This is a genomic window from Microvirga brassicacearum (assembly GCF_008757455.1).
Lineage (GTDB): Bacteria > Pseudomonadota > Alphaproteobacteria > Rhizobiales > Beijerinckiaceae > Microvirga > Microvirga brassicacearum.
Window position 1 is genome coordinate 31364 of record NZ_VCMV01000077.1, and the last position, 17384, is coordinate 48747.

The 17384-nt window shown below is 62.9% G+C and carries 14 protein-coding genes and 1 pseudogene; 10 read left to right on the plus strand and 5 right to left on the minus strand.

The window, feature by feature from the left end:
- Positions 1-25 precede the first annotated feature (25 nt).
- Positions 26-1210, minus strand: a complete 1185-nt coding sequence (locus FEZ63_RS23535) for an FAD-binding protein (protein WP_150949638.1) — start codon at positions 1208-1210, stop codon at positions 26-28.
- On the minus strand, positions 1207-2640 hold the full coding sequence (locus FEZ63_RS23540; RefSeq protein WP_150949640.1) for an FAD-linked oxidase C-terminal domain-containing protein: 1434 nt from the start codon (positions 2638-2640) through the stop codon (positions 1207-1209). The genes FEZ63_RS23535 and FEZ63_RS23540 overlap by 4 nt, the downstream gene beginning before the upstream one ends.
- A 138-nt stretch (positions 2641-2778) precedes the next feature.
- Here FEZ63_RS23540 and FEZ63_RS23545 point away from each other — a divergent pair, with 138 nt between their 5' ends.
- From FEZ63_RS23545 to bfr, 7 genes are all read left to right on the plus strand, one after another.
- Entirely contained in the window at positions 2779-3168 is a 390-nt protein-coding gene (locus FEZ63_RS23545) for a c-type cytochrome (RefSeq protein WP_150949642.1), read from the plus strand.
- A 61-nt stretch (positions 3169-3229) separates the two neighbouring features.
- Positions 3230-4033 (plus strand): (Fe-S)-binding protein, encoded by an 804-nt coding sequence (locus FEZ63_RS23550; protein WP_201274277.1) that lies wholly within the window; start codon positions 3230-3232, stop codon positions 4031-4033.
- Entirely contained in the window at positions 4030-5463 is a 1434-nt protein-coding gene (locus FEZ63_RS23555) for a LutB/LldF family L-lactate oxidation iron-sulfur protein (protein WP_150949646.1), read from the plus strand. Before FEZ63_RS23550 ends, FEZ63_RS23555 begins: the two co-directional genes overlap by 4 nt.
- On the plus strand, positions 5460-6131 hold the full coding sequence (locus tag FEZ63_RS23560) for a LutC/YkgG family protein (RefSeq protein WP_150949648.1): 672 nt from the start codon (positions 5460-5462) through the stop codon (positions 6129-6131). Before FEZ63_RS23555 ends, FEZ63_RS23560 begins: the two co-directional genes overlap by 4 nt.
- A gap of 7 nt (positions 6132-6138) precedes the next feature.
- Positions 6139-6711, plus strand: a complete 573-nt coding sequence (locus FEZ63_RS23565) for a putative glycolipid-binding domain-containing protein (protein WP_150949650.1) — start codon at positions 6139-6141, stop codon at positions 6709-6711.
- 114 nt (positions 6712-6825) lie between these two features.
- On the plus strand, positions 6826-7083 hold the full coding sequence (locus FEZ63_RS23570; RefSeq protein WP_150949652.1) for a (2Fe-2S)-binding protein: 258 nt from the start codon (positions 6826-6828) through the stop codon (positions 7081-7083).
- An 82-nt stretch (positions 7084-7165) separates the two neighbouring features.
- Positions 7166-7651 carry a bacterioferritin gene (gene bfr / locus FEZ63_RS23575; protein ID WP_150949654.1) on the plus strand — a complete coding sequence of 162 codons (486 nt, stop codon included), beginning with the start codon at positions 7166-7168 and terminating at the stop codon, positions 7649-7651.
- 50 nt (positions 7652-7701) lie between these two features.
- Here the strand turns inward: bfr and FEZ63_RS23580 are convergent, their stop codons facing one another.
- Positions 7702-10425, minus strand: coding sequence for a bifunctional acetate--CoA ligase family protein/GNAT family N-acetyltransferase (locus tag FEZ63_RS23580; protein WP_150949656.1), 2724 nt, complete (start codon positions 10423-10425; stop codon positions 7702-7704).
- Between the two features lie 87 nt (positions 10426-10512).
- Complete coding sequence (locus tag FEZ63_RS23585; protein WP_244622959.1) at positions 10513-13470, minus strand: ATP-binding protein; 2958 nt, start codon at positions 13468-13470, stop codon at positions 10513-10515.
- Positions 13471-13667: 197 nt separating this feature from the next.
- Here FEZ63_RS23585 and FEZ63_RS23590 point away from each other — a divergent pair.
- From FEZ63_RS23590 to FEZ63_RS23600, 3 genes and pseudogenes are all read left to right on the plus strand, one after another.
- Positions 13668-14045: pseudogene (locus tag FEZ63_RS23590) on the plus strand (phasin); the annotation flags it as partial.
- A 34-nt stretch (positions 14046-14079) separates the two neighbouring features.
- Positions 14080-14652 carry a phasin family protein gene (locus FEZ63_RS23595; protein ID WP_150949661.1) on the plus strand — a complete coding sequence of 191 codons (573 nt, stop codon included), beginning with the start codon at positions 14080-14082 and terminating at the stop codon, positions 14650-14652.
- A 364-nt stretch (positions 14653-15016) separates the two neighbouring features.
- A complete protein-coding gene (locus FEZ63_RS23600) occupies positions 15017-15724 on the plus strand; it encodes an outer membrane protein (protein ID WP_150949664.1) in 708 nt (235 codons plus the stop codon).
- 68 nt (positions 15725-15792) lie between these two features.
- Here FEZ63_RS23600 and FEZ63_RS23605 read toward each other — a convergent pair whose 3' ends face one another.
- Entirely contained in the window at positions 15793-17283 is a 1491-nt protein-coding gene (locus tag FEZ63_RS23605) for a sensor domain-containing diguanylate cyclase (protein WP_150949666.1), read from the minus strand.
- Between the last annotated feature and the right edge of the window lie 101 nt (positions 17284-17384).

Here is a 17384-nt window from a genome sequence, read left to right on the forward strand (position 1 = left end):
AGCCTGATCGGGTGGCAGCATCACTCTACACCCCCGCATACATGCGGCCGGGATTGAGGATGCCCGCCGGGTCGAAGGCTTTCTTGATGCCACGAGTCAGCGCCATGACGGCCTCGCTCTGCGGCTCGAACACATCGACGGCGGCCCGGATACCATCCGGCGCGCGCACCAGCATCGCATGTCCGCCGAACTCCCGGGTCGCCGCGCGAATGATCCCGGCGCCGGCATCTCCTTCGGGTTTTGTGGCAATCCACAACAATCCGCCGCCCCAATCATAGAACCATTGGGCGTCAAGGGAACGGGAGATTTGCGCGGCCACATCCGGCCCTTTGGATGGCGCCGTCGAAAGACGCCAGACGGCGCGGTCGCGATCATCGGGCAGAATGGTCGCGTCCCGCACCGATTGCCACAGAATCTCGGCGCCGCGACCCTCCAGGATATCGGGCGCGCCGGCGCTCTTGAGCAAGCGCCGCACCTCGCCGAGGCGATAATCGATCGAGACGGAAAATCCTTCGAGCCTGACCAGCGTGCGCGCGCCCTGCACATCGGCGCCCGGCAGGTGCGCTGCGCCAGTGATGTCGAACGGCGAGCCGAGGGCGCTCGACAGCGCCTCGATGGCGCGACGATCATCGAGGCCGCGCCAGAGCAACGTCGCCATGCGCTCCGTCTTCGGCAGCACCTTGAACGTCACTTCGGTCAGAAAGCCAAGCGTGCCCCAGGAGCCGGCGAGAAGCTTGACGAGGTCGAGCCCGGTGACATTCTTCATCACGCGCCCCCCTGATTTCACGACTTCGCCGCGTCCGTTGACGGCCCGCACGCCGATGAGACTGTCTCGCGCGCCACCCGCCATGATGCGACGGGGTCCTGAAATGTTCATCGCCACCACCGCACCGATGGTCGGCTCCCCGCGCGAGCCGAGAAGCGGCCGGTAATCCATCGGCTCGAACGGCAGTTCCTGGCCCCGCTCGGCCAGCACGCGAACAAGTTCGGAAACCGGTGTGCCGCTCTTGGCTGCAATCACCAACTCGGCGGGTTCGTAGAGCGTGACGCCCGCCATCTCGATCGACGACAGCCGTGCGCCCGCATCCACCATCCGCCCGAGCGCCGCCTTGCTGTTCGCACCGCCGACAGCGAGCTTGAGGCCGCTGGCCGCAGCCTCCGTGATGATCGTCGATGCCTCGTTCTCGTCGCGCGGGGAATAGACCTTCACGCGGCGATCCTTCCATCCAGAGGGAACACTTTGGCGGGGTTCAGAAGCCATAGCGGGTCGAAGACCCCACGCACCCGCATCTGCTGCTGGAGATCGGCCACATTGAACTGGAACGGCATCAGGTCGCGCTTCTCGATGCCGACGCCGTGCTCGCCAGTCAGGCAGCCACCGACTTCCACGCAGAGTTTCAGGATTTCCTCGCCCACATGTTCGGCCTTCTCCATCTCGCCCGGCTTGCTAGTGTCGAACATCACCAACGGATGCAGGTTGCCGTCGCCCGCGTGAAACACGTTGGCGACCCCCAGCCCCTGCGATTTCGCGATCTCGTCGATGCGCTTGAGCACATAAGGCAACTGACCGGTCGGGATGGTGCCGTCCATGCAAATGTAATCGGCAACGCGCCCCGTTGCGCCGAAGGCCGATTTGCGGCCCTTCCAGATCGCGGCGCTCTCGGCCTCAGATTGCGACACCTTGATGGTTTTCGGGTGGAACGGCTCGGCGATGGCGACGATGCGGCGGAGCATGTCGTCGATTTCCTGCTCGGACCCTTCGACCTCGACGATCAGCATCGCTTCCACGTCGAGGGGATATCCCGCATGGGCGAAGGCCTCGCAGATCTGGATGGCCGGGCGATCCATGTATTCCAGCGCCACGGGAATGATGCCGGCGGCGATGATGGCGGCGACGCACGCGCCCGCGTCATTCACGCGCTCGAACCCGAACAAGGCCGGGCGGGCGCCCTCGGCGGCATGCAGGATGCGAACGGTGGCCTCGGTGACGACGCCGAGTTGACCCTCCGACCCGGTGATCAGGCCGAGCAGGTCGTAACCCGCACTGTCGAGATGATCGCCCCCGAGCGTCATGATGGTACCGTCGAGCAGCACCAGGGTGACGCCGAGCAGGTTGTTGGTGGTGACGCCATATTTCAGGCAATGGGCCCCGCCCGAATTCATCGCGATGTTGCCGGCGATCGTGCAGGCGAGCTGACTCGAGGGATCCGGCGCATAAAAGTAGCCTTCGTGGGCGACCGCCTGGCTGATGCCCAGATTGGTAATGCCCGATTCAACGCGGATGAAGCGGTCAGTGAGGTTGACCTCCAAAACCCGGTTCATCTTCGCGACCCCGAGCACGATGGCATCCGCCTGCGGGATGGCGCCGCCGCTGAGCGAGGTGCCGGCCCCGCGCGGCACCACCTTGACGCCGTTCTCATGGCAGAACCGGAGGATGGACGAGACCTCCAGAGTCGAGGACGGCAGCACCACCGCCAGCGGCATCTGGCGATAGGCCGTCAACCCGTCGGTCTCGAAGGCCCGGCGTTCGTCCTCCGATACGATGAGCGCCTCGCCCGGGACGAGCCGTCTCAACCCTGCGATGATTTCCGCCCGACGTGACGTAATAGCCTGATCCGGCTCGGGAAAAGCGATTGGCATGGCGTAAACTCCCGGCGGGCCTTGGGCTCGTGATGCCCGCGCCCGCGCTTGGTCAGAAGGTAGCTGCTCTTGAGGGAATTTTCCAATAATGTGGATTCTCTCTAGAATGCCCCAGCCTCCCGCGCCAAGGAGTTTTTGATGCGTTTATTTGTAATCTCGCTCGTGCTCTGCCTCTCCGGATTCGGCACTGCCCAGGCCCAGGATGCGGCCGCGGGCGAAAAAACCTTCCTTCAGTGCAAGGCCTGCCATCAGATCGGGGAAGGCGCCAAGAATTCGGTCGGTCCCGTGCTCAATGGCGTTATCGGCCGAAAAGCCGGCACGATCGAGGGCTATAGCTACTCGCCTGCCAACCAAAATTCTGGCATCACCTGGGACGAGGCGACCTTCCGCGAGTATATCCGCGATCCGCGGGCCAAGATTCCCGGCACCAAAATGGTCTATGCGGGCGTCAAGGACCCAAAGCGGGTCGAGGATCTCCTGGCCTATCTCAAGCAGTTTGGCGCCGATGGAAAAAAGGCTGCGCAATAGCAGCCGCGTGAGCGCCCTGCCCGCTCGTGATGCCGACGATCATTCGGAGAGAGTTTGAATTGTGAAGCAAGACCGTGCCCGCAAGCCTCGAATCGGCTTGTTCGTGACCTGCGTCGTCGACCTGATGCGGCCCTCCGTCGGCTTTGCTGCCGTCAAACTCCTCGAGAATGCAGGGTGCACTGTCGAGGTGCCGGAGCAGACCTGTTGCGGGCAACCGACCTATAATTCCGGCGATCGCGCCACCACGCGCAGCATCGCCGAACGCACCATCACGGAGTTTCGCGGCTACGACTATGTGGTGGCGCCCTCGGGTTCCTGCGCGGCCATGATCAAGGCGCATTACCCGGAACTGTTCGCAGACGATCCGAACTGGCTGCCCCGCGCCAACGAGCTTGCGGCACGTACATTCGAACTCACGAGTTTTCTCGTCGACGTTCTTGGCGTCACCCGCGTGGATGCAACGTTCGACGGCGCGGTCACCTACCACGATTCATGTTCCGGCTTGCGCGAACTCGGCGTCCGCAGCCAGCCGCGCAAATTGCTGGCAAGCGTCGAGGGCCTGACCCTCGTTGAAATGGAGGAGAGCGACGTGTGCTGCGGTTTCGGCGGCACGTTCGCGGTCAAATATAGCGAGATTTCGGGCGCGATCGTCGAGGCGAAAGCAAAACACGTCGTCGCGGCGGGCGCGCCGACCCTGCTCGCGGGTGATCTCGGGTGCCTGCTCAACATGGCCGGCAAGCTCAGTCGAGACGGCGAGCCGGTGCGGGTGCGCCACGTGGCGGAAATCCTCGCCGGAATGACCGACGATCCGCCGATCGGGGTGGCGAAGGAAGCGCAGAGGACCGGAAAGGAAGCCGCGCGATGAGCGTGCACAGCACCTCTCCCGATTTCAAGAAGAACGCCGCGCGTGCGTTGGGCGATGCGCAGCTCCAGAAGGCGTTGGGCAACGTCAAGCAGGGCTTCATCGACAAGCGCGAGAAAGCGACGCAAAAGCTCCCGGAATTCGAGGCCTTGCGCGACTCCGCCCGGGACATCAAGAACCACACGCTGCAACACCTCGATCTTTATCTTGAAGCCTACGAACAGAAGGTGAGAGCCTCGGGCGGGCATGTGCATTTCGCGCGCCATGCCGAGGAGGCGCGCGACATCATCCTGTCGATTTGCAAAGAGGCTGGCGCCCGCACCGTGACCAAGGGCAAATCGATGATCGCCGAAGAGATCGGCATCAATGAGCACCTTGAAACGCACGGGATCACGCCCGTCGAGACGGATCTTGGCGAATACATCATCCAGCTCCGCCATGAGATGCCAAGCCACATCATCGCACCGGCGGTCCACCTCAACGCGACGCAGGTCGAGCAGGATTTTCGCCGCGTCCACACGCATCTCGACGCGAAGCGCGATCTTTCCGAACCGGTGCAACTGCTGACGGAGGCTCGCGGTGTCCTGCGCGAGCGCTTTCTCGCCGCCGATGTGGGCATCACGGGCGCCAATTTCCTCGTGGCCGAAACCGGCACATCGGTCATCGTCACCAATGAGGGCAATGGGGATCTGACGCAAATCCTGCCGAAGACCCACATCGTTTTGGCATCCATCGAAAAGCTGGTTCCGACGCTTGAGGATGTCAGCCAGATCCTGCGCGTCCTGGCGCGCTCCGCGACCGGGCAGGAGATTTCGGTCTACACCACCTTCTCGACCGGGCCGCGCCATCTCGGCGACAGCGACGGACCCGAGAATTACCACGTGGTCCTGCTCGACAACGGTCGCTCGGCCATGCTCGGCACCAGCTTCGAGGAGATGCTGCGCTGCATTCGCTGCGGCGCCTGCATGAACCATTGCCCGGTTTATCACGCAGTAGGTGGCCACGCTTACGGCTGGGTCTATCCAGGCCCGATGGGCGCAGTGCTGACGCCGACGCTGATCGGAATCGACCAGGCGGGCCATTTGCCGAATGCCTCGACGTTCTGCGGGCGCTGCGAAAGCGTATGCCCGGTGAAGATCCCGTTGCCGAAGCTCATGCGCCATTGGCGTGAGCGGGAATTCGAGCGGCATCTGACCCCCGCCACGGTGCGATCGGGGCTGGGGTTGTGGGGGTTCTTTGCCAAGCGCCCTGCCCTCTATCGTCTGGCCACCGGCATCGCCATTCGCGCGATGGGATTTGCCGGGCGACGTAAAGGTCGCTTCCAATGGCTGCCGCTCGCCGGCGGCTGGACCAGGAATCGCGATCTGCCTGCTCCACAGGGTGAGACTTTTCAGGCGCGCTGGCGGCGTGAACACAAGAGGAGAGCAGCGTGAGCGCCCGCGACGACATTCTCGGCGCCATCCGCCACTCGCTCGGAGTGTCGGGCAAGGAGACCATCCGGCGACAGATCGTCAGCGATCGGCTGGCCCACGCGCCCAAGGGGGTCATTCCAAAACGCGGACAGGTGTCCGGCGAGGCGCTGCTCGCCTTGTTCAAGGTCCAGGCGGAAGCGGCGCTCGCGACGGTGACCGAGGTCGCATCGGCGGCCGAGGTCCCGCAATCCATCGCCCATTTCCTACGGGATCACAATTTGCCCGCCAGCCTGCGCATGGGGGACGATCGCAGGCTTCAAGCCATGCCGTGGAACGATACCGCGCTCGACATCGCGCATGGCCCAAGTGCCGGGGATGATCTCAACGCCGTCAGTCATGCGCTCGGTGCGGTGGCGGAGACCGGATCGCTGGTGATGGTTTCGGGATCCGAGAACCCGTCGACACTCAACTTCCTGCCCGACAACCACATCATCGTCGTGTCCGCGAAGGACGTTGCGGGCGATTACGAGAGCGTCTGGGCGAAGGTGCGTCTCACCTTCGGAAAAGGCGGCATGCCGCGCACCGTCAACTGGATTACGGGCCCTTCCCGCTCCGGCGACATCGAGCAGACCATGTTGCTCGGCGCTCACGGTCCCCGTCGCCTGCACGTGGTCGTCGTCAAGGAGTGAGACTCGGATGAGGCAGTTCCAGCTTGTTTCGGCGATTACCGCGCGCTGGCAGGCCTGGGAGGGCCCAGCGAGCAGCCTCGAGCATCTCGACCTCCGGCGTGATGGCGAGGGGATCGTGGCGTGCGGCGTCGTGATCGCCTCCGCAGAACCAGCCCATTTCGGATTGCGCTACCGCCTGCTGATCGACCGGAGCTGGCGGGTGCGCGACGCGCTGCTGGAAACCACCGCGGGCGAAAGCCTCCATCTCGAAAGTGATGGCATGGGGCAATGGAAGCAGAACGGGACGCTCAGCCCGTCCCTCAACGGCTGCATCGACATCGATATCGAGGCGACGCCCTTCACCAACACGCTGCCGATCCGCCGGCTCTCGCTCGAGGCAGGCGAAAGCCGCCTTGTCAGGCTCGCCTATATTCGCGTTCCGGCGCTCGCAGTCGCTCCCGGAGAGCAACGCTATACCGCCATTCACCCTGGAGCGCTCTATCGGTTCGAGAGCCTGGATCATGCTTTCACTGCCGAACTTCCGGTGGACCCGCATGGCCTCGTTCGGGACTATCCCGGCCTCTTCCGTCGCCTGCTCTGACTTTAACCGGGGCCGTGACAACTGGGCGCGGACAGAGTGCTTGGCAAACGGCGATTTCCCCCGTAAGTGTTTGTAAACACAGATAGTTTTTAACAATTCTAAACTAGCGTTTCAATGATCGTTTGTTCCTGTAACGTCCTCTCCGATGGCGATGTGAAAGCGTGTCTGCGGCCCGGGCCCGAATGCCCGCGCACGCCGGCGCAGGTCTATCGTTGCCTTGGCTGCAGCCCGAATTGCGGCCGCTGCGTCAGAACCATTCGCTCGATCATGGACAAAGCCCTGGCGGATGCAGCCAGTGAGGCCCTTCATGTGTGCAACAAGGGCTGCTGCCCGATAGCGCTGGAGCGGGCCGCCGCCGAACCTACCCTTTGACGAATGCCGTTCCGTCAAATAGATTTTAATTCTTCTAATCTATTAACCCGGCCCGTTTGGTTGGCATTGACGAGAGGCGCGGATGAAGGGCGATCAGAAGGTCATCGAATATCTCAATCGCGGCCTGCGGAGCGAGCTTACGGCCGTCAGCCAGTACTGGCTTCATTACCGGGTGCTCGACGATTGGGGTTACAAGGAGTTGGCCAAGGCTTGGCGCAAGGAATCCATCGAGGAAATGCACCACGCCGATCGCTTCATCGAGCGCATCATTTTCCTTGACGGCTTTGCCAATCTTCAGGTTCTCGACCCGCTGCGCATCGGGCAGAACGTGAAGGAAATTCTCGAATGCGACCTTGCCGCCGAGTACGAGGCCCGCAATCTGTACGGCGAGGCGGCAACCTATTGTGAGAGCGTCGGCGACCGGGTGTCGAAAAACCTGTTTGAAGAGCTGATGAAGGATGAGGAAGGCCATATCGACTTCCTTGAAACGCAGCTCAATCTCGTCGATCAACTCGGCTTGCAGCTCTACGCCCAGAAGCATGTGGGCGAGGTCGACGGCGACCACTGATGAGCCGTCGGAGCAGAGGCGACGCACCGGTCTGACGCCGGCACGACGGCTCATTCGGTGAACAGGTCTTCGGGCCTCTCGATCGAGGCCACCGGCAGTGTGACGATGAGCAGGTCGAGATCGTCCGGATCGTTTCGGATCGAGAACCCGAGACGCCGGCACATATCGAGCATCGTGGTATTTTCCCGAAGCACCTGCCCCTCGACCACACGCAGGCCATCGGCCTTGGCCCACTCGATCATGAAGCGCATGAGGTCCCACCCGAGGCCGAGCCCCTTGAGATCCGAGCGCAGCAAAATGCCATATTCGCCCGTTTCGTGGTTGGCGTCGGCGTGCAGGCGCACCGCGCCAAGCATCTCGCCGCTTTCCGTATCGAAGGCCACGAAGGCGATCGCCCGGGCATAGTCGAGTTGCGTCAGGCGCGCCAGAAAGACATGGTTGAAGTCGCGAACCGGCGCAAAGAAGCGCAGACGCAAGTCCTCCTGTGTCACGCGTTTGAAGAAATCGAGAAACTTGCCTTCATCCTCGGGCCGGACGGGACGCACGAAAGCCTGCCGGCCGTTGCGGAGCGTGATGGTTCGCTCCCATTCCTTCGGATACGGCCTGACGGCGAAACGCGAATGGCCCTTGCGCTCGATCTTCGTCAGCGGAGCGATGGCGATCCGCGCGTCGACAGCAATCACCGCTTTCTCGTCCGCCAGTAGCGGGTTGATATCGACCTCGCGAATTTCCGGCAGATCGGAGGCAAGCTGGGCGAGCTTCACGAGGACAAGGGCGACAGCTCTCTCGTCGGCAGCCGGAACATCGCGATAGGCCTTCAGGCGACGCGACACACGGGTCCGCGAAATCAAGTCGGCCGCAAGCTTCAGATCGAGCGGCGGTAGCGCCAGCGCCTTGTCGTCGATCACCTCGACCGCGGTGCCGCCCCGCCCGAACAACACAACCGGACCGAATGTCGGATCATCCGCGAGGCCGACGATCAGCTCGCGCGCTTTGCCCCGCCGCACCATGGGTTGAACAATGATGCCGGTGATCACCGCATCGGGTTTCAACCGTGCGGCGCGCTCAAAAATGTCTTCGACGGCAAGTCTCACCGAGTTCTCGGTGGCGAGATCGAGCTTGACCCCGCCGATATCCGATTTGTGCACGATGTCCGGCGACAGGACCTTCACCGCGACGGTGCCGCCCTCGGCAAAGATCGGCTGCGCTGCCGCGACCGCTTCATCGGACGAGGTGGCGAGGACGAGCGGCGCGACGGGAATGTCGTAGGCGCGCAGCAGCGCATTCACCTCGAGAGGATCTAGCCACCGTCGATTGTCGGCGATCGCGCGCGCCACGATAACTTGGGCGCTTGTCACATCCGGCACGAAATCATGCGGCAGGCTATCGGGTGTTTCCATCAACTCGCTCTGCGCCTCACGGTAGCGCACGAGCTGAATGAAGCCGCGAACCGCATCGGCCTCGGTGGCGAAATGGGGAATGCGGACCTGCTCGAAGAACCGCGCGGATTCTGGGTCCTCCCCGATCCATGCCGCAAATACCGGCTTGTGCCGCATGCCGCTCTCGCGGTTCCGCCTGACCGCGTCGGCAACCGCAGCCGCCGCATCGGCCGCGCTGGCGATCGCCGTCGGGACGTTCAGGATCAAAATCGCGTCGTTCTCGTCATCGGTCAGCAACGCCTCGAGCGCCACTGAATAGCGCTCCGCATCCGCATCGCCGATGATATCGATGGGATTTCCATGCGACCAGTTCGCCGGCAACCTCGCGTTCAGCCGCTCCATCGTCGCGTCGGACAGGCCCGCAAGGGTTCCGCCGAGATCGATCAAGCGATCGATTGCGAGGACGCCGACACCGCCGCCATTGGTGAGGACAGCCAATCGATTGCCGGGAAACGGCTTCTGACGCCCGAGTGTTTCGGCGGCGGCGAAGAGTTGGTCCAGATCGAGCACGCGCAGCAATCCGGCGCGTCGGAAGGCCGCGTCATAGACCGCGTCGGAGCCCGCAAGCGCTCCCGTATGCGTGGCGGCCGCCTTCGCGCCCTGCGCGTGCCGCCCGGCTTTAATGACGACGACAGGCTTGGTGCGTGCGGCGGCACGCGCCGCCGACATGAACTTGCGCGCATCGTCCACGGATTCCATGTAAAGAAGGATCGCGCGTGTGCCTGGATCGGCGGAGAAATAATCGAGGCAATCGCTGAAATCCACGTCGATCTTATCGCCGAGCGAAACGATCGCCGAGAACCCGACCTGCCGCTGCGCCGCCCATTCCACCAATCCCGCGGCGATCGCTCCCGACTGGGACACGAGGGCGAGATCACCAACCTTGGCGCTGCGCGCCGCAAAGCTGGCGTTCAGTTTCGCGCGCGGCGCGAGAACACCGATGCAGTTCGGCCCAACGATCCGCAATCCGTGAAGGCGCGCCGATCGCCTGACCGTCTCCAACAAGGAACCCTCGCCGTAACCGAGACCGGCGGTCGCAATGATGGCTGCCGCTACACCTCTCCGACCTGCTTCCTCGATGACCGCCAGAACATTCTTCGGCGGCACCGCGACAACGATGAGATCAGGGGTCACCGGCAGTTTCCCGATCGATGGGAAACAGGGCTTCCCCTCGATTTCACGGTGGCGCGGATTGACCGGAAAAATCGCCCCCTCGAAGCCGCCTTCGATCAGGTTGCGAACGAAAGTCAGGCCGAGCGAGCCCTCATGCGGGCTGGCGCCGATGACGGCGACGGAATGGGGCGAGAAAAGCTTGTCGAGGCGATAGGTGGACATGGGGGTCCCTCGCAGAGCGCAAGAGAAGCCTAGCGCCAATCCACGGAGGATCAATCAGCGACGGCCATTCGATCGCGTTGCAGCGCGCTATTCCGCAAGTACGCGCGTCGGCGGGAAAATGACCTCGACCAGCGTCCCCTCGTTGGGCTGGCTCGATATCTGCAGCGCGCCGCGATTGGCCTCTACGAGGGCTTTCGTCAGAGGAAGCCCGAGGCCAGTGCCGCCGCGTTTGCGGGAGGTTGCGAGTTGCCGGAACGGCTCGAGGGCCGCCTCCACCTCCTCGCTGTTCATGCCGATCCCGGTGTCGCGAACGCGGAACGCCACTTCGCCGCGATCGGTGAGCGCCGTCGAGACGATCACCTGGCCGCCCGCATCCGTGAACTTGATCGCGTTGGAGACGAGATTGAGAACGATCTGGCGCACCGACCGATCATCCGCCACGACGGGAGGAAGCTTGGCGGCGAAACTCGTCCGCATCACGATGCGGTCGCGGGCAGCCTGTGGCTGCAGCAGCGTGAAACAGCTGGAGACGAGATCGTTGAGATTGACGCTCGTGAAGGACAAGTCCATGCGGCCTGCCTCCACCTTCGCAAGGTCGAGCAGATCGTTCACCAGGCTGATCACATGGGCGCCAGAGGCGTGGACGTCCTTCAGATATTCCTTGTAGCGGTCATTGCCGATCGGCCCGAAGCGCTCTTCCAGCATGACCTCGGCAAACCCGAGAATCGCGTTCAGGGGCGTGCGGATTTCGTGGCTGATCTTGGCGAGCAGATCGGATTTCTGGGCGTTGGCCTGTTCGGCCGCGCGGCGCGCCCCGACCAACTCGCCCTCCGCCTTCTTGAACGGCGTGATGTCGCGCAACACCGCGCACAGCTTGCGGTTCGGGCCGTCATTAATCTGGCCCATGGTCATGAAAAGCGGGATCGACCCACCCTGGCGCACGCGGCCGAGAACCTCCCTGCCATCATTCAGGAGGCTTGCGACGCCGGGCGACCGCAACCCTTCGAGATAGTCGAGCGCCACGATATGGCTTTCGGGCGAAAGCAGGACGGTAATCGCGTCTCCCACCACATCGCCCTGGTTGTAGCCGAACAACGCCTCAGCGGTTCGGTTGAGCGACAGGATGCGGCCCGTCTCGTCGAGAACGATGACCCCGTCCGTCGCGGTGTCGAGAACGGATTCGAGTTCGTGAATGCGAACATCACGAGCGCCGAGTTCCGTTTCCACCGCCCGCAAGCGCTGCGAGGTGTCACCATCCGGCAATCGGCGCACCAGCAGGAGGTCCGCGTCGATGCCATCCCACAAGACAGGTGCTTGGCGCAACTCCACGGATACCGACTCGCGCTGACGGGTCGTGAGAGTCGTGCAATCCGCTGAGGCTATCGGATTTGTGCCGAACAGGCGCGGCAGGCCGCCACCCGCGGCGAGGTGTTCGCGGTCGTCGTAGCCTGTGAGCGCGAGCAGTGCCCGGTTGGCGAAAACGATGTGCTGGCCCTGATGAACCAGCGCCGGCATCGGAAGTTGGGCGAGAAGTGCCTGCCCGTCGGTCGCCGGGTGCGGCCCATCGCGGCCTTCATCTCCGGGCGCTTCGGCCGCCAGTGCGACCGGGGGAGCCTCGGTATTCGCCACGCTGGCGCGCGTCGGTTCCTCCGCGGTGTCTTCCGCCGCTTCGGGGGTGCCAGGCAGACCCTCGGGCACAGGGCTTGCCGTCGCCGGAGCTACGGCCGGCGTATCGGCGCCCTCTTCCTCCGGGTCAGCCACCGGATCGGGGACCAGCGCAAGGCGGCGAAAGGGCGGCACCCTTTCGTGGGTGCGCTCCTCGGCAGCCGGAGGGGTTTCCGGCTCGAACCGAGCGCCCAGCGCCCTCGCGATCTCGCGAAAAGCATTGCGTTCCGTATTAGACAGGCCCGATTGCGGCTCGGGAGGCCGCGAAGCCACCGGCGGCTCCGGTTCGGGTTCGGCTTCTTCGTCCTCGGCAACGTGCTGGTAGATCTCGATCGTCGGCTCCGAGAGGGACGCCGCGACCGTCTCGCGGAGTTGCTCGAACAGCTTTTCCTCATCGGTCAGGTCGCGCTCGGATTCTGGCTCAGGTGCGTGCACGTCCCCCTGCTGCACTATTTCCGCCACCACCGGCGAGGACGGTTCAACCTCGATCACTTCTTCGGGTTCGTCAGGTGTGACGATCCCGGGTTCGCTTGCCTCGATGGGCGCCGGTCCGCCTTCCTCGGGTCTCAAAGCCTCGGTCGCATCTGCAAGCTCGGCCAACGCGTCCTTTCGAATGAGGCCGAACCCGCGGAATCCGACGAGTTCGCGATCCAACCCGAAGATCGGCATGCCAGCCCAATCGACCGGCACCGTCCCGCTCTTGTTATCGACGCGCCACGCGATGGTGCGCCCGCTCCAGGTTTCCTGTCTGGCAAATAACCCGGCGATCTCACCGGAATCCTCGACGACCGACCGGCTGATCTCTGCCCATGTCCGGCCAAGAATATCGCCCGCCATCGGCCCGACAGCCTCGGACAGGCCAGAGGACACGTGGATGAAACGGGTCTGCGGATCGGCCTGCCACACGAACCGAATGCTGCCGCCCGGCCGGGTAGGAGGGGTTTTTTCGGCCTCGACCGGTGGTGCAGCCGCCTCCTGCGGGGGGGCGGCGCGCCTTGCCTTTGGCAGGGCACCGACAATCGCCGTCACGAGCACCTTCGTGCCGCTCGGAAGCGCCGCGAGACGACACGCGCAGGTCACTGGAGGAGACAGGCGCGCAGGGTCCAGCAACAGGCGCTCGAGCCGAACGCCGAGATGCGGCGCGAGCCCGCTGGCGAGCGCTTCCAGCCTCTGCCGCGCACGCGATCCGGGACTGAGCCGTCCACTTTCATCGAGAAGGCCGGCCGCAAAATCAGCCGCGGGAGGAGACGCCCACAGCAGCCGCTCGGCGGCTTCATCCCAGATAAGGACGGCCGCATCGGGCCGCAGCAGGCTGGCCAGGGCCGGATCGTCACGAAGACGAAACATCAATGTCTGAAACTGGTCCGGAGCTTCCGTCATGAACGGCCTCGTCCCTTGTCCGTTGAAGAAAATCACCCTTGGAGGACGGTTCTAGAACATTATGGGGTCCAGAGGCTGCAGGGTTGCGCTCCTAAAGCCTTTTACTTCGTGATAACCTTAATGGGTAGGGATTGATTTGATTTCGCACCGCACAATGTGATATTGCACTGCACAACGCCCGCAAACAGGAGTGACACATGGCGACGAACCAACCCGGCTACGAAATTCCGGCTGAAATGCGCGACTTTGCCGAGAAGAGCGTCGAACAGGCCCGCAAGGCCATCGATGGCTTTATGGGCGCCGCCCAGAAGACCGTCGACACGTTCGAAGGTTCCGCCACCACTGTGCAATCGAGCGCCAAGGACGCGACCCGCAAGACTCTCTCCTATGCGGAGCAGAACATCACGGCAGCTTTCGATCTCGCTCAGAAGATGGTCCGCGCGAAGGACGTGCAGGAAGCCATGCAGATTCAGAGCGAGTTCGTAAGGACCCAGTTCGAAGCGATGCAGGCGCAGATGAAGGAATTCGGCTCGATGGCTCAATCCGCCATGAAGCCCAGCACCCCTTCGAAGAAGTAGCACCCCCTGAGGCTTCCTGAGGAGGCATGCCATGGTTGAACCTAAAAAAGTGAGCGCCAAAGGCGCCGTGAAGGCCCCCGCAGCGGCGAAAAGCGTTGCCGCAACTGCAAAGCCGAAGCTGAAGGCGGCAAAGCCCCTTGATCATCACGGGGCTTCGATCGCCGACGAAACGGCGGCTGCTCTCTCGGTCGTCCCGACCCCGGTGGAGACGCTCAAGGCCGACCCCGTCCCGGTCACGGTTGTTGCGATCGAAACCCCTTTGGCGGCACCGGTTGAGGTGATCGCGTCCGTCGTCGCGCCGAAAGCCGCGGCGTTGCGACAGGCCGTGGGCGAAGCGGTCAGTGCGTCCGCGCACGGTGCCCTGGCGGTCAACGACAAGGTCATCGATGCCCTGCAGACCCAGAGCGACGCAGCTCTGGATCTCTGGCGCACAACCGTGTCCGCACCGCACCTCTCCGACGTTTTCCGGCTCCAGAGCAATGGCGCTCGCCAGGCCTATGAGACGGCGTCGGCTCAGTGGAAGGACATTGCCGAGACGACGGCGCATTGGTTCACCAAGACGGTGGAACCTCTGAGTGCGGCGATCTCGGATCTCAAGCGCTAATATGATGGGGCGACGGGGGAACCAGTCGTCCCACAAGGCATATGGCGGGCACCGGGTCTACGACCACCTGCCCTCCCCGAAATAAGTGCGTTGAGAAAAGGCCCTGGCGCTAAGGCAGGGCCTTTCGTCTGTCGGGCTCGATGCCTGTTGGTCGATACGATCTCCGCACATTCATGATCAAGGCGTTAACCGGGCCAGTATGTCTGGTTACCGAATAGTAAAATTCACGATCGAGAAAGTACGTTTCATCGAAGTTACATAATATTGTTGCGAACCGAATGGCAGGCAGATTACTCATGATCCCGATAGGCGCTTACAGCCTACGAGTTCTCGCTTCGTCAGACCTCTATGTACGGAAATTGTCATGCGTAACACTCTCATCGGATTGCTTTCTGGTGCCGCAGCTCTCGCGCTGGTCGCGTCCTCCGCCCAAGCGGCCGACATGCCATCGCGCTACGCGCCGCCCCCGGTCTACGACGCGATACCGGTCTTCACCTGGACCGGCTTCTATGCTGGCCTGAATGCCGGCTATGGCTGGAGCACCGGCACCAGCCGCTACTACGATCCCGCCTTCGGTTATGTCGGTAGCAGCAGCAATGGCGGCTTCGTCGGCGGTGGCCAGGCCGGCTACAATTACCAGATGGGCATGTTCGTCATCGGCGCCGAGGCCGACATTCAATATGCGTCGGTCGGCAACAAGGGCGCTTCCTACGGATCGCGCTACTTCGCGGGCAATTCGGATGGCTATTACGGCACGCTCCGCGCCCGCCTCGGCTTTGCTTTCGATCGCGCCCTCATCTTCGGCACGGGCGGCTTCGCGTATGGCGACGTCGGCGGCAACAACTCCTCCGATCCGCAGCTCGGCTATCACCGCGGCAACAGCACCAATGGCGGCTGGACGCTTGGCGGCGGCGTGGAATACGCAGTGACCAACAATATTACCGCCAAGGTCGAAGGCTCTTATGTCAATCTCGACACGCGCGGCAACTACACGGTCAACGGCTATCAAGGGGCCCGTCGCGACACGGAGTTCGGCGTGGTGAAGGCGGGACTGAACTACAAGTTCAACTGATTTCCTGCAGACGACATATCGAAGGGCCCCGTCGCGACAGGGGCCCTTTATTTTTTCGCAGCGCCAATTCAGCCGGCGAAGAGGCTGGCGCGCTGCGCCGCCATTGCGTGATAGGCGCGTTTCTCCTCGTACATCTTGAGATCCGCCCGCTTCACCACATCCTCCAAACGCTCGCCCGGCTCGCGCGTGGCGGCGCCCATCGCGAAACTGAGAATGAGACCGGAATAGAACTGGTTGTTCAGCTCCGACAGCTTCTCGATGTTTTCCATCATGGCAATCCCATCGCGCTCATCCATGCCGGGCAGAAGGATCGCGAACTCGTCGCCGCCGATACGCGCCGCGCAAGCGGGCCTCTCGATGATCTTGGTTAAGACCTCTCCGGCGCGTCGCAGCAGGTCGTCGCCGGCCGCGTGACCGAGTTGATCGTTGGCTGCCTTCAAGCCGTTCATGTCCGCCACAATGACCGTGATGGGTGCTGGCCCTTTGCGCTCCAGCCGGTTGAGTTCGTCGACGTAATACGACCGGTTGTAAAGCTTAGTCAGGACGTCGTGCTTGCCGAGATACTCCAGATAAGCCTCGGCCTTCTTGCGCGCAGTGATGTCGGTCAGCGCGACCTGAACCAGCGACCAGTCCTGCTCGTGCCCCGGAAGGACCGAGAATTGGAGCTGGACATAGACCTCCTCGCCATCGAGGGAGTAGTTCAGCACCTCGCGCTGCTGAAAGATCTTCCCGTCCCAGAGGTCGATGAGTTGCTCGCGAAAATGCGGGCGCATGTCATCGCGAAACACCTCGCGCAATCGGCGCAGGAGAGTCGGCTTGTCCAGAGCGTGAAAAAGATCGAGCGTGTGCTGGTTGACGTCGATGACGCGGATCTCGCTCATGCAGCGCTCGACGAATTCCGGATGAACATCGGTGAAAACCCGGAAATCGCGAATGCCTTGCCGCCGAACCTCGTCGAGCAATTTCTTGATCGTGCTGAAATCTTCCACCCAAAGCGAAATCGGCGAATGCTCGAAGAGACCCTGCGCATATTCCTCGCTCAGCGCCAGTTTCCGCCGCGCCGTTTCGCGCTCGGTGACGTTCTCGATGGCGACCAGAACGCGATCCCACGTATCTTCCGACCCCGGCAAGATCCGCCCCCGAAGCTGGATGTCGAGCCGTTGACCGCTCAGCGTATAGTTGACCGTGTCGCTTGAGAATTCCCGCTTGCCGTCCCACAGCTGCACGAGCTCGCCGATATGGGTGTCGAGCATGTCATTGCGAAAGATTTGCCCGAGGTTGGCAACCAGATGCGCGAGGTCGTCCGCTTCGAAGAGATTCAGCGTCTTGCGGTTCACCTTGACGACTTGGATTCGATCCGAGCAGGCCTGGACCCGGGCCACATTCGCCTGCAGATACTCGCGCAAATCGGTGACCCCGGATCCTCGCCAGGTGTCGAACAGCTGCTTCAGCCCGCTGTAATCCTCGAGCCACAGGGAAACCGGCGCCAGGTCGAACATCTCCACATGGGTGTCATGCTGGTGTGACAGCGCAGGTTGGATGTCGTCAGATTGTCGCATAGGGAGCCCTGTCCTCCAGCGTCGACAAATTCGCTGACGTGCTGGATACGCCGATCCGAGCTGGACCGTCGAACGCTGAACCGTGTTTCCTTATTATCCTG

Excerpts from the sequence above, each read along its gene's own strand:
- FEZ63_RS23600 (WP_150949664.1), top strand. The coding sequence starts at position 15,017 with ATGCGTAACACTCTCATCGGATTGCTTTCTGGTGCCGCAGCTCTCGCG.
- FEZ63_RS23570 (WP_150949652.1), top strand. The coding sequence starts at position 6,826 with ATGATCGTTTGTTCCTGTAACGTCCTCTCCGATGGCGATGTGAAAGCG.
- FEZ63_RS23605 (WP_150949666.1), bottom strand. The coding sequence starts at position 17,283 with ATGCGACAATCTGACGACATCCAACCTGCGCTGTCACACCAGCATGAC.
- FEZ63_RS23585 (WP_244622959.1), bottom strand. The coding sequence starts at position 13,470 with ATGACGGAAGCTCCGGACCAGTTTCAGACATTGATGTTTCGTCTTCGT.
- FEZ63_RS23580 (WP_150949656.1), bottom strand. The coding sequence starts at position 10,425 with ATGTCCACCTATCGCCTCGACAAGCTTTTCTCGCCCCATTCCGTCGCC.
- FEZ63_RS23545 (WP_150949642.1), top strand. The coding sequence starts at position 2,779 with ATGCGTTTATTTGTAATCTCGCTCGTGCTCTGCCTCTCCGGATTCGGC.
- bfr (WP_150949654.1), top strand. The coding sequence starts at position 7,166 with ATGAAGGGCGATCAGAAGGTCATCGAATATCTCAATCGCGGCCTGCGG.
- FEZ63_RS23595 (WP_150949661.1), top strand. The coding sequence starts at position 14,080 with ATGGTTGAACCTAAAAAAGTGAGCGCCAAAGGCGCCGTGAAGGCCCCC.
- FEZ63_RS23540 (WP_150949640.1), bottom strand. The coding sequence starts at position 2,640 with ATGCCAATCGCTTTTCCCGAGCCGGATCAGGCTATTACGTCACGTCGG.
- FEZ63_RS23565 (WP_150949650.1), top strand. The coding sequence starts at position 6,139 with ATGAGGCAGTTCCAGCTTGTTTCGGCGATTACCGCGCGCTGGCAGGCC.
- FEZ63_RS23555 (WP_150949646.1), top strand. The coding sequence starts at position 4,030 with ATGAGCGTGCACAGCACCTCTCCCGATTTCAAGAAGAACGCCGCGCGT.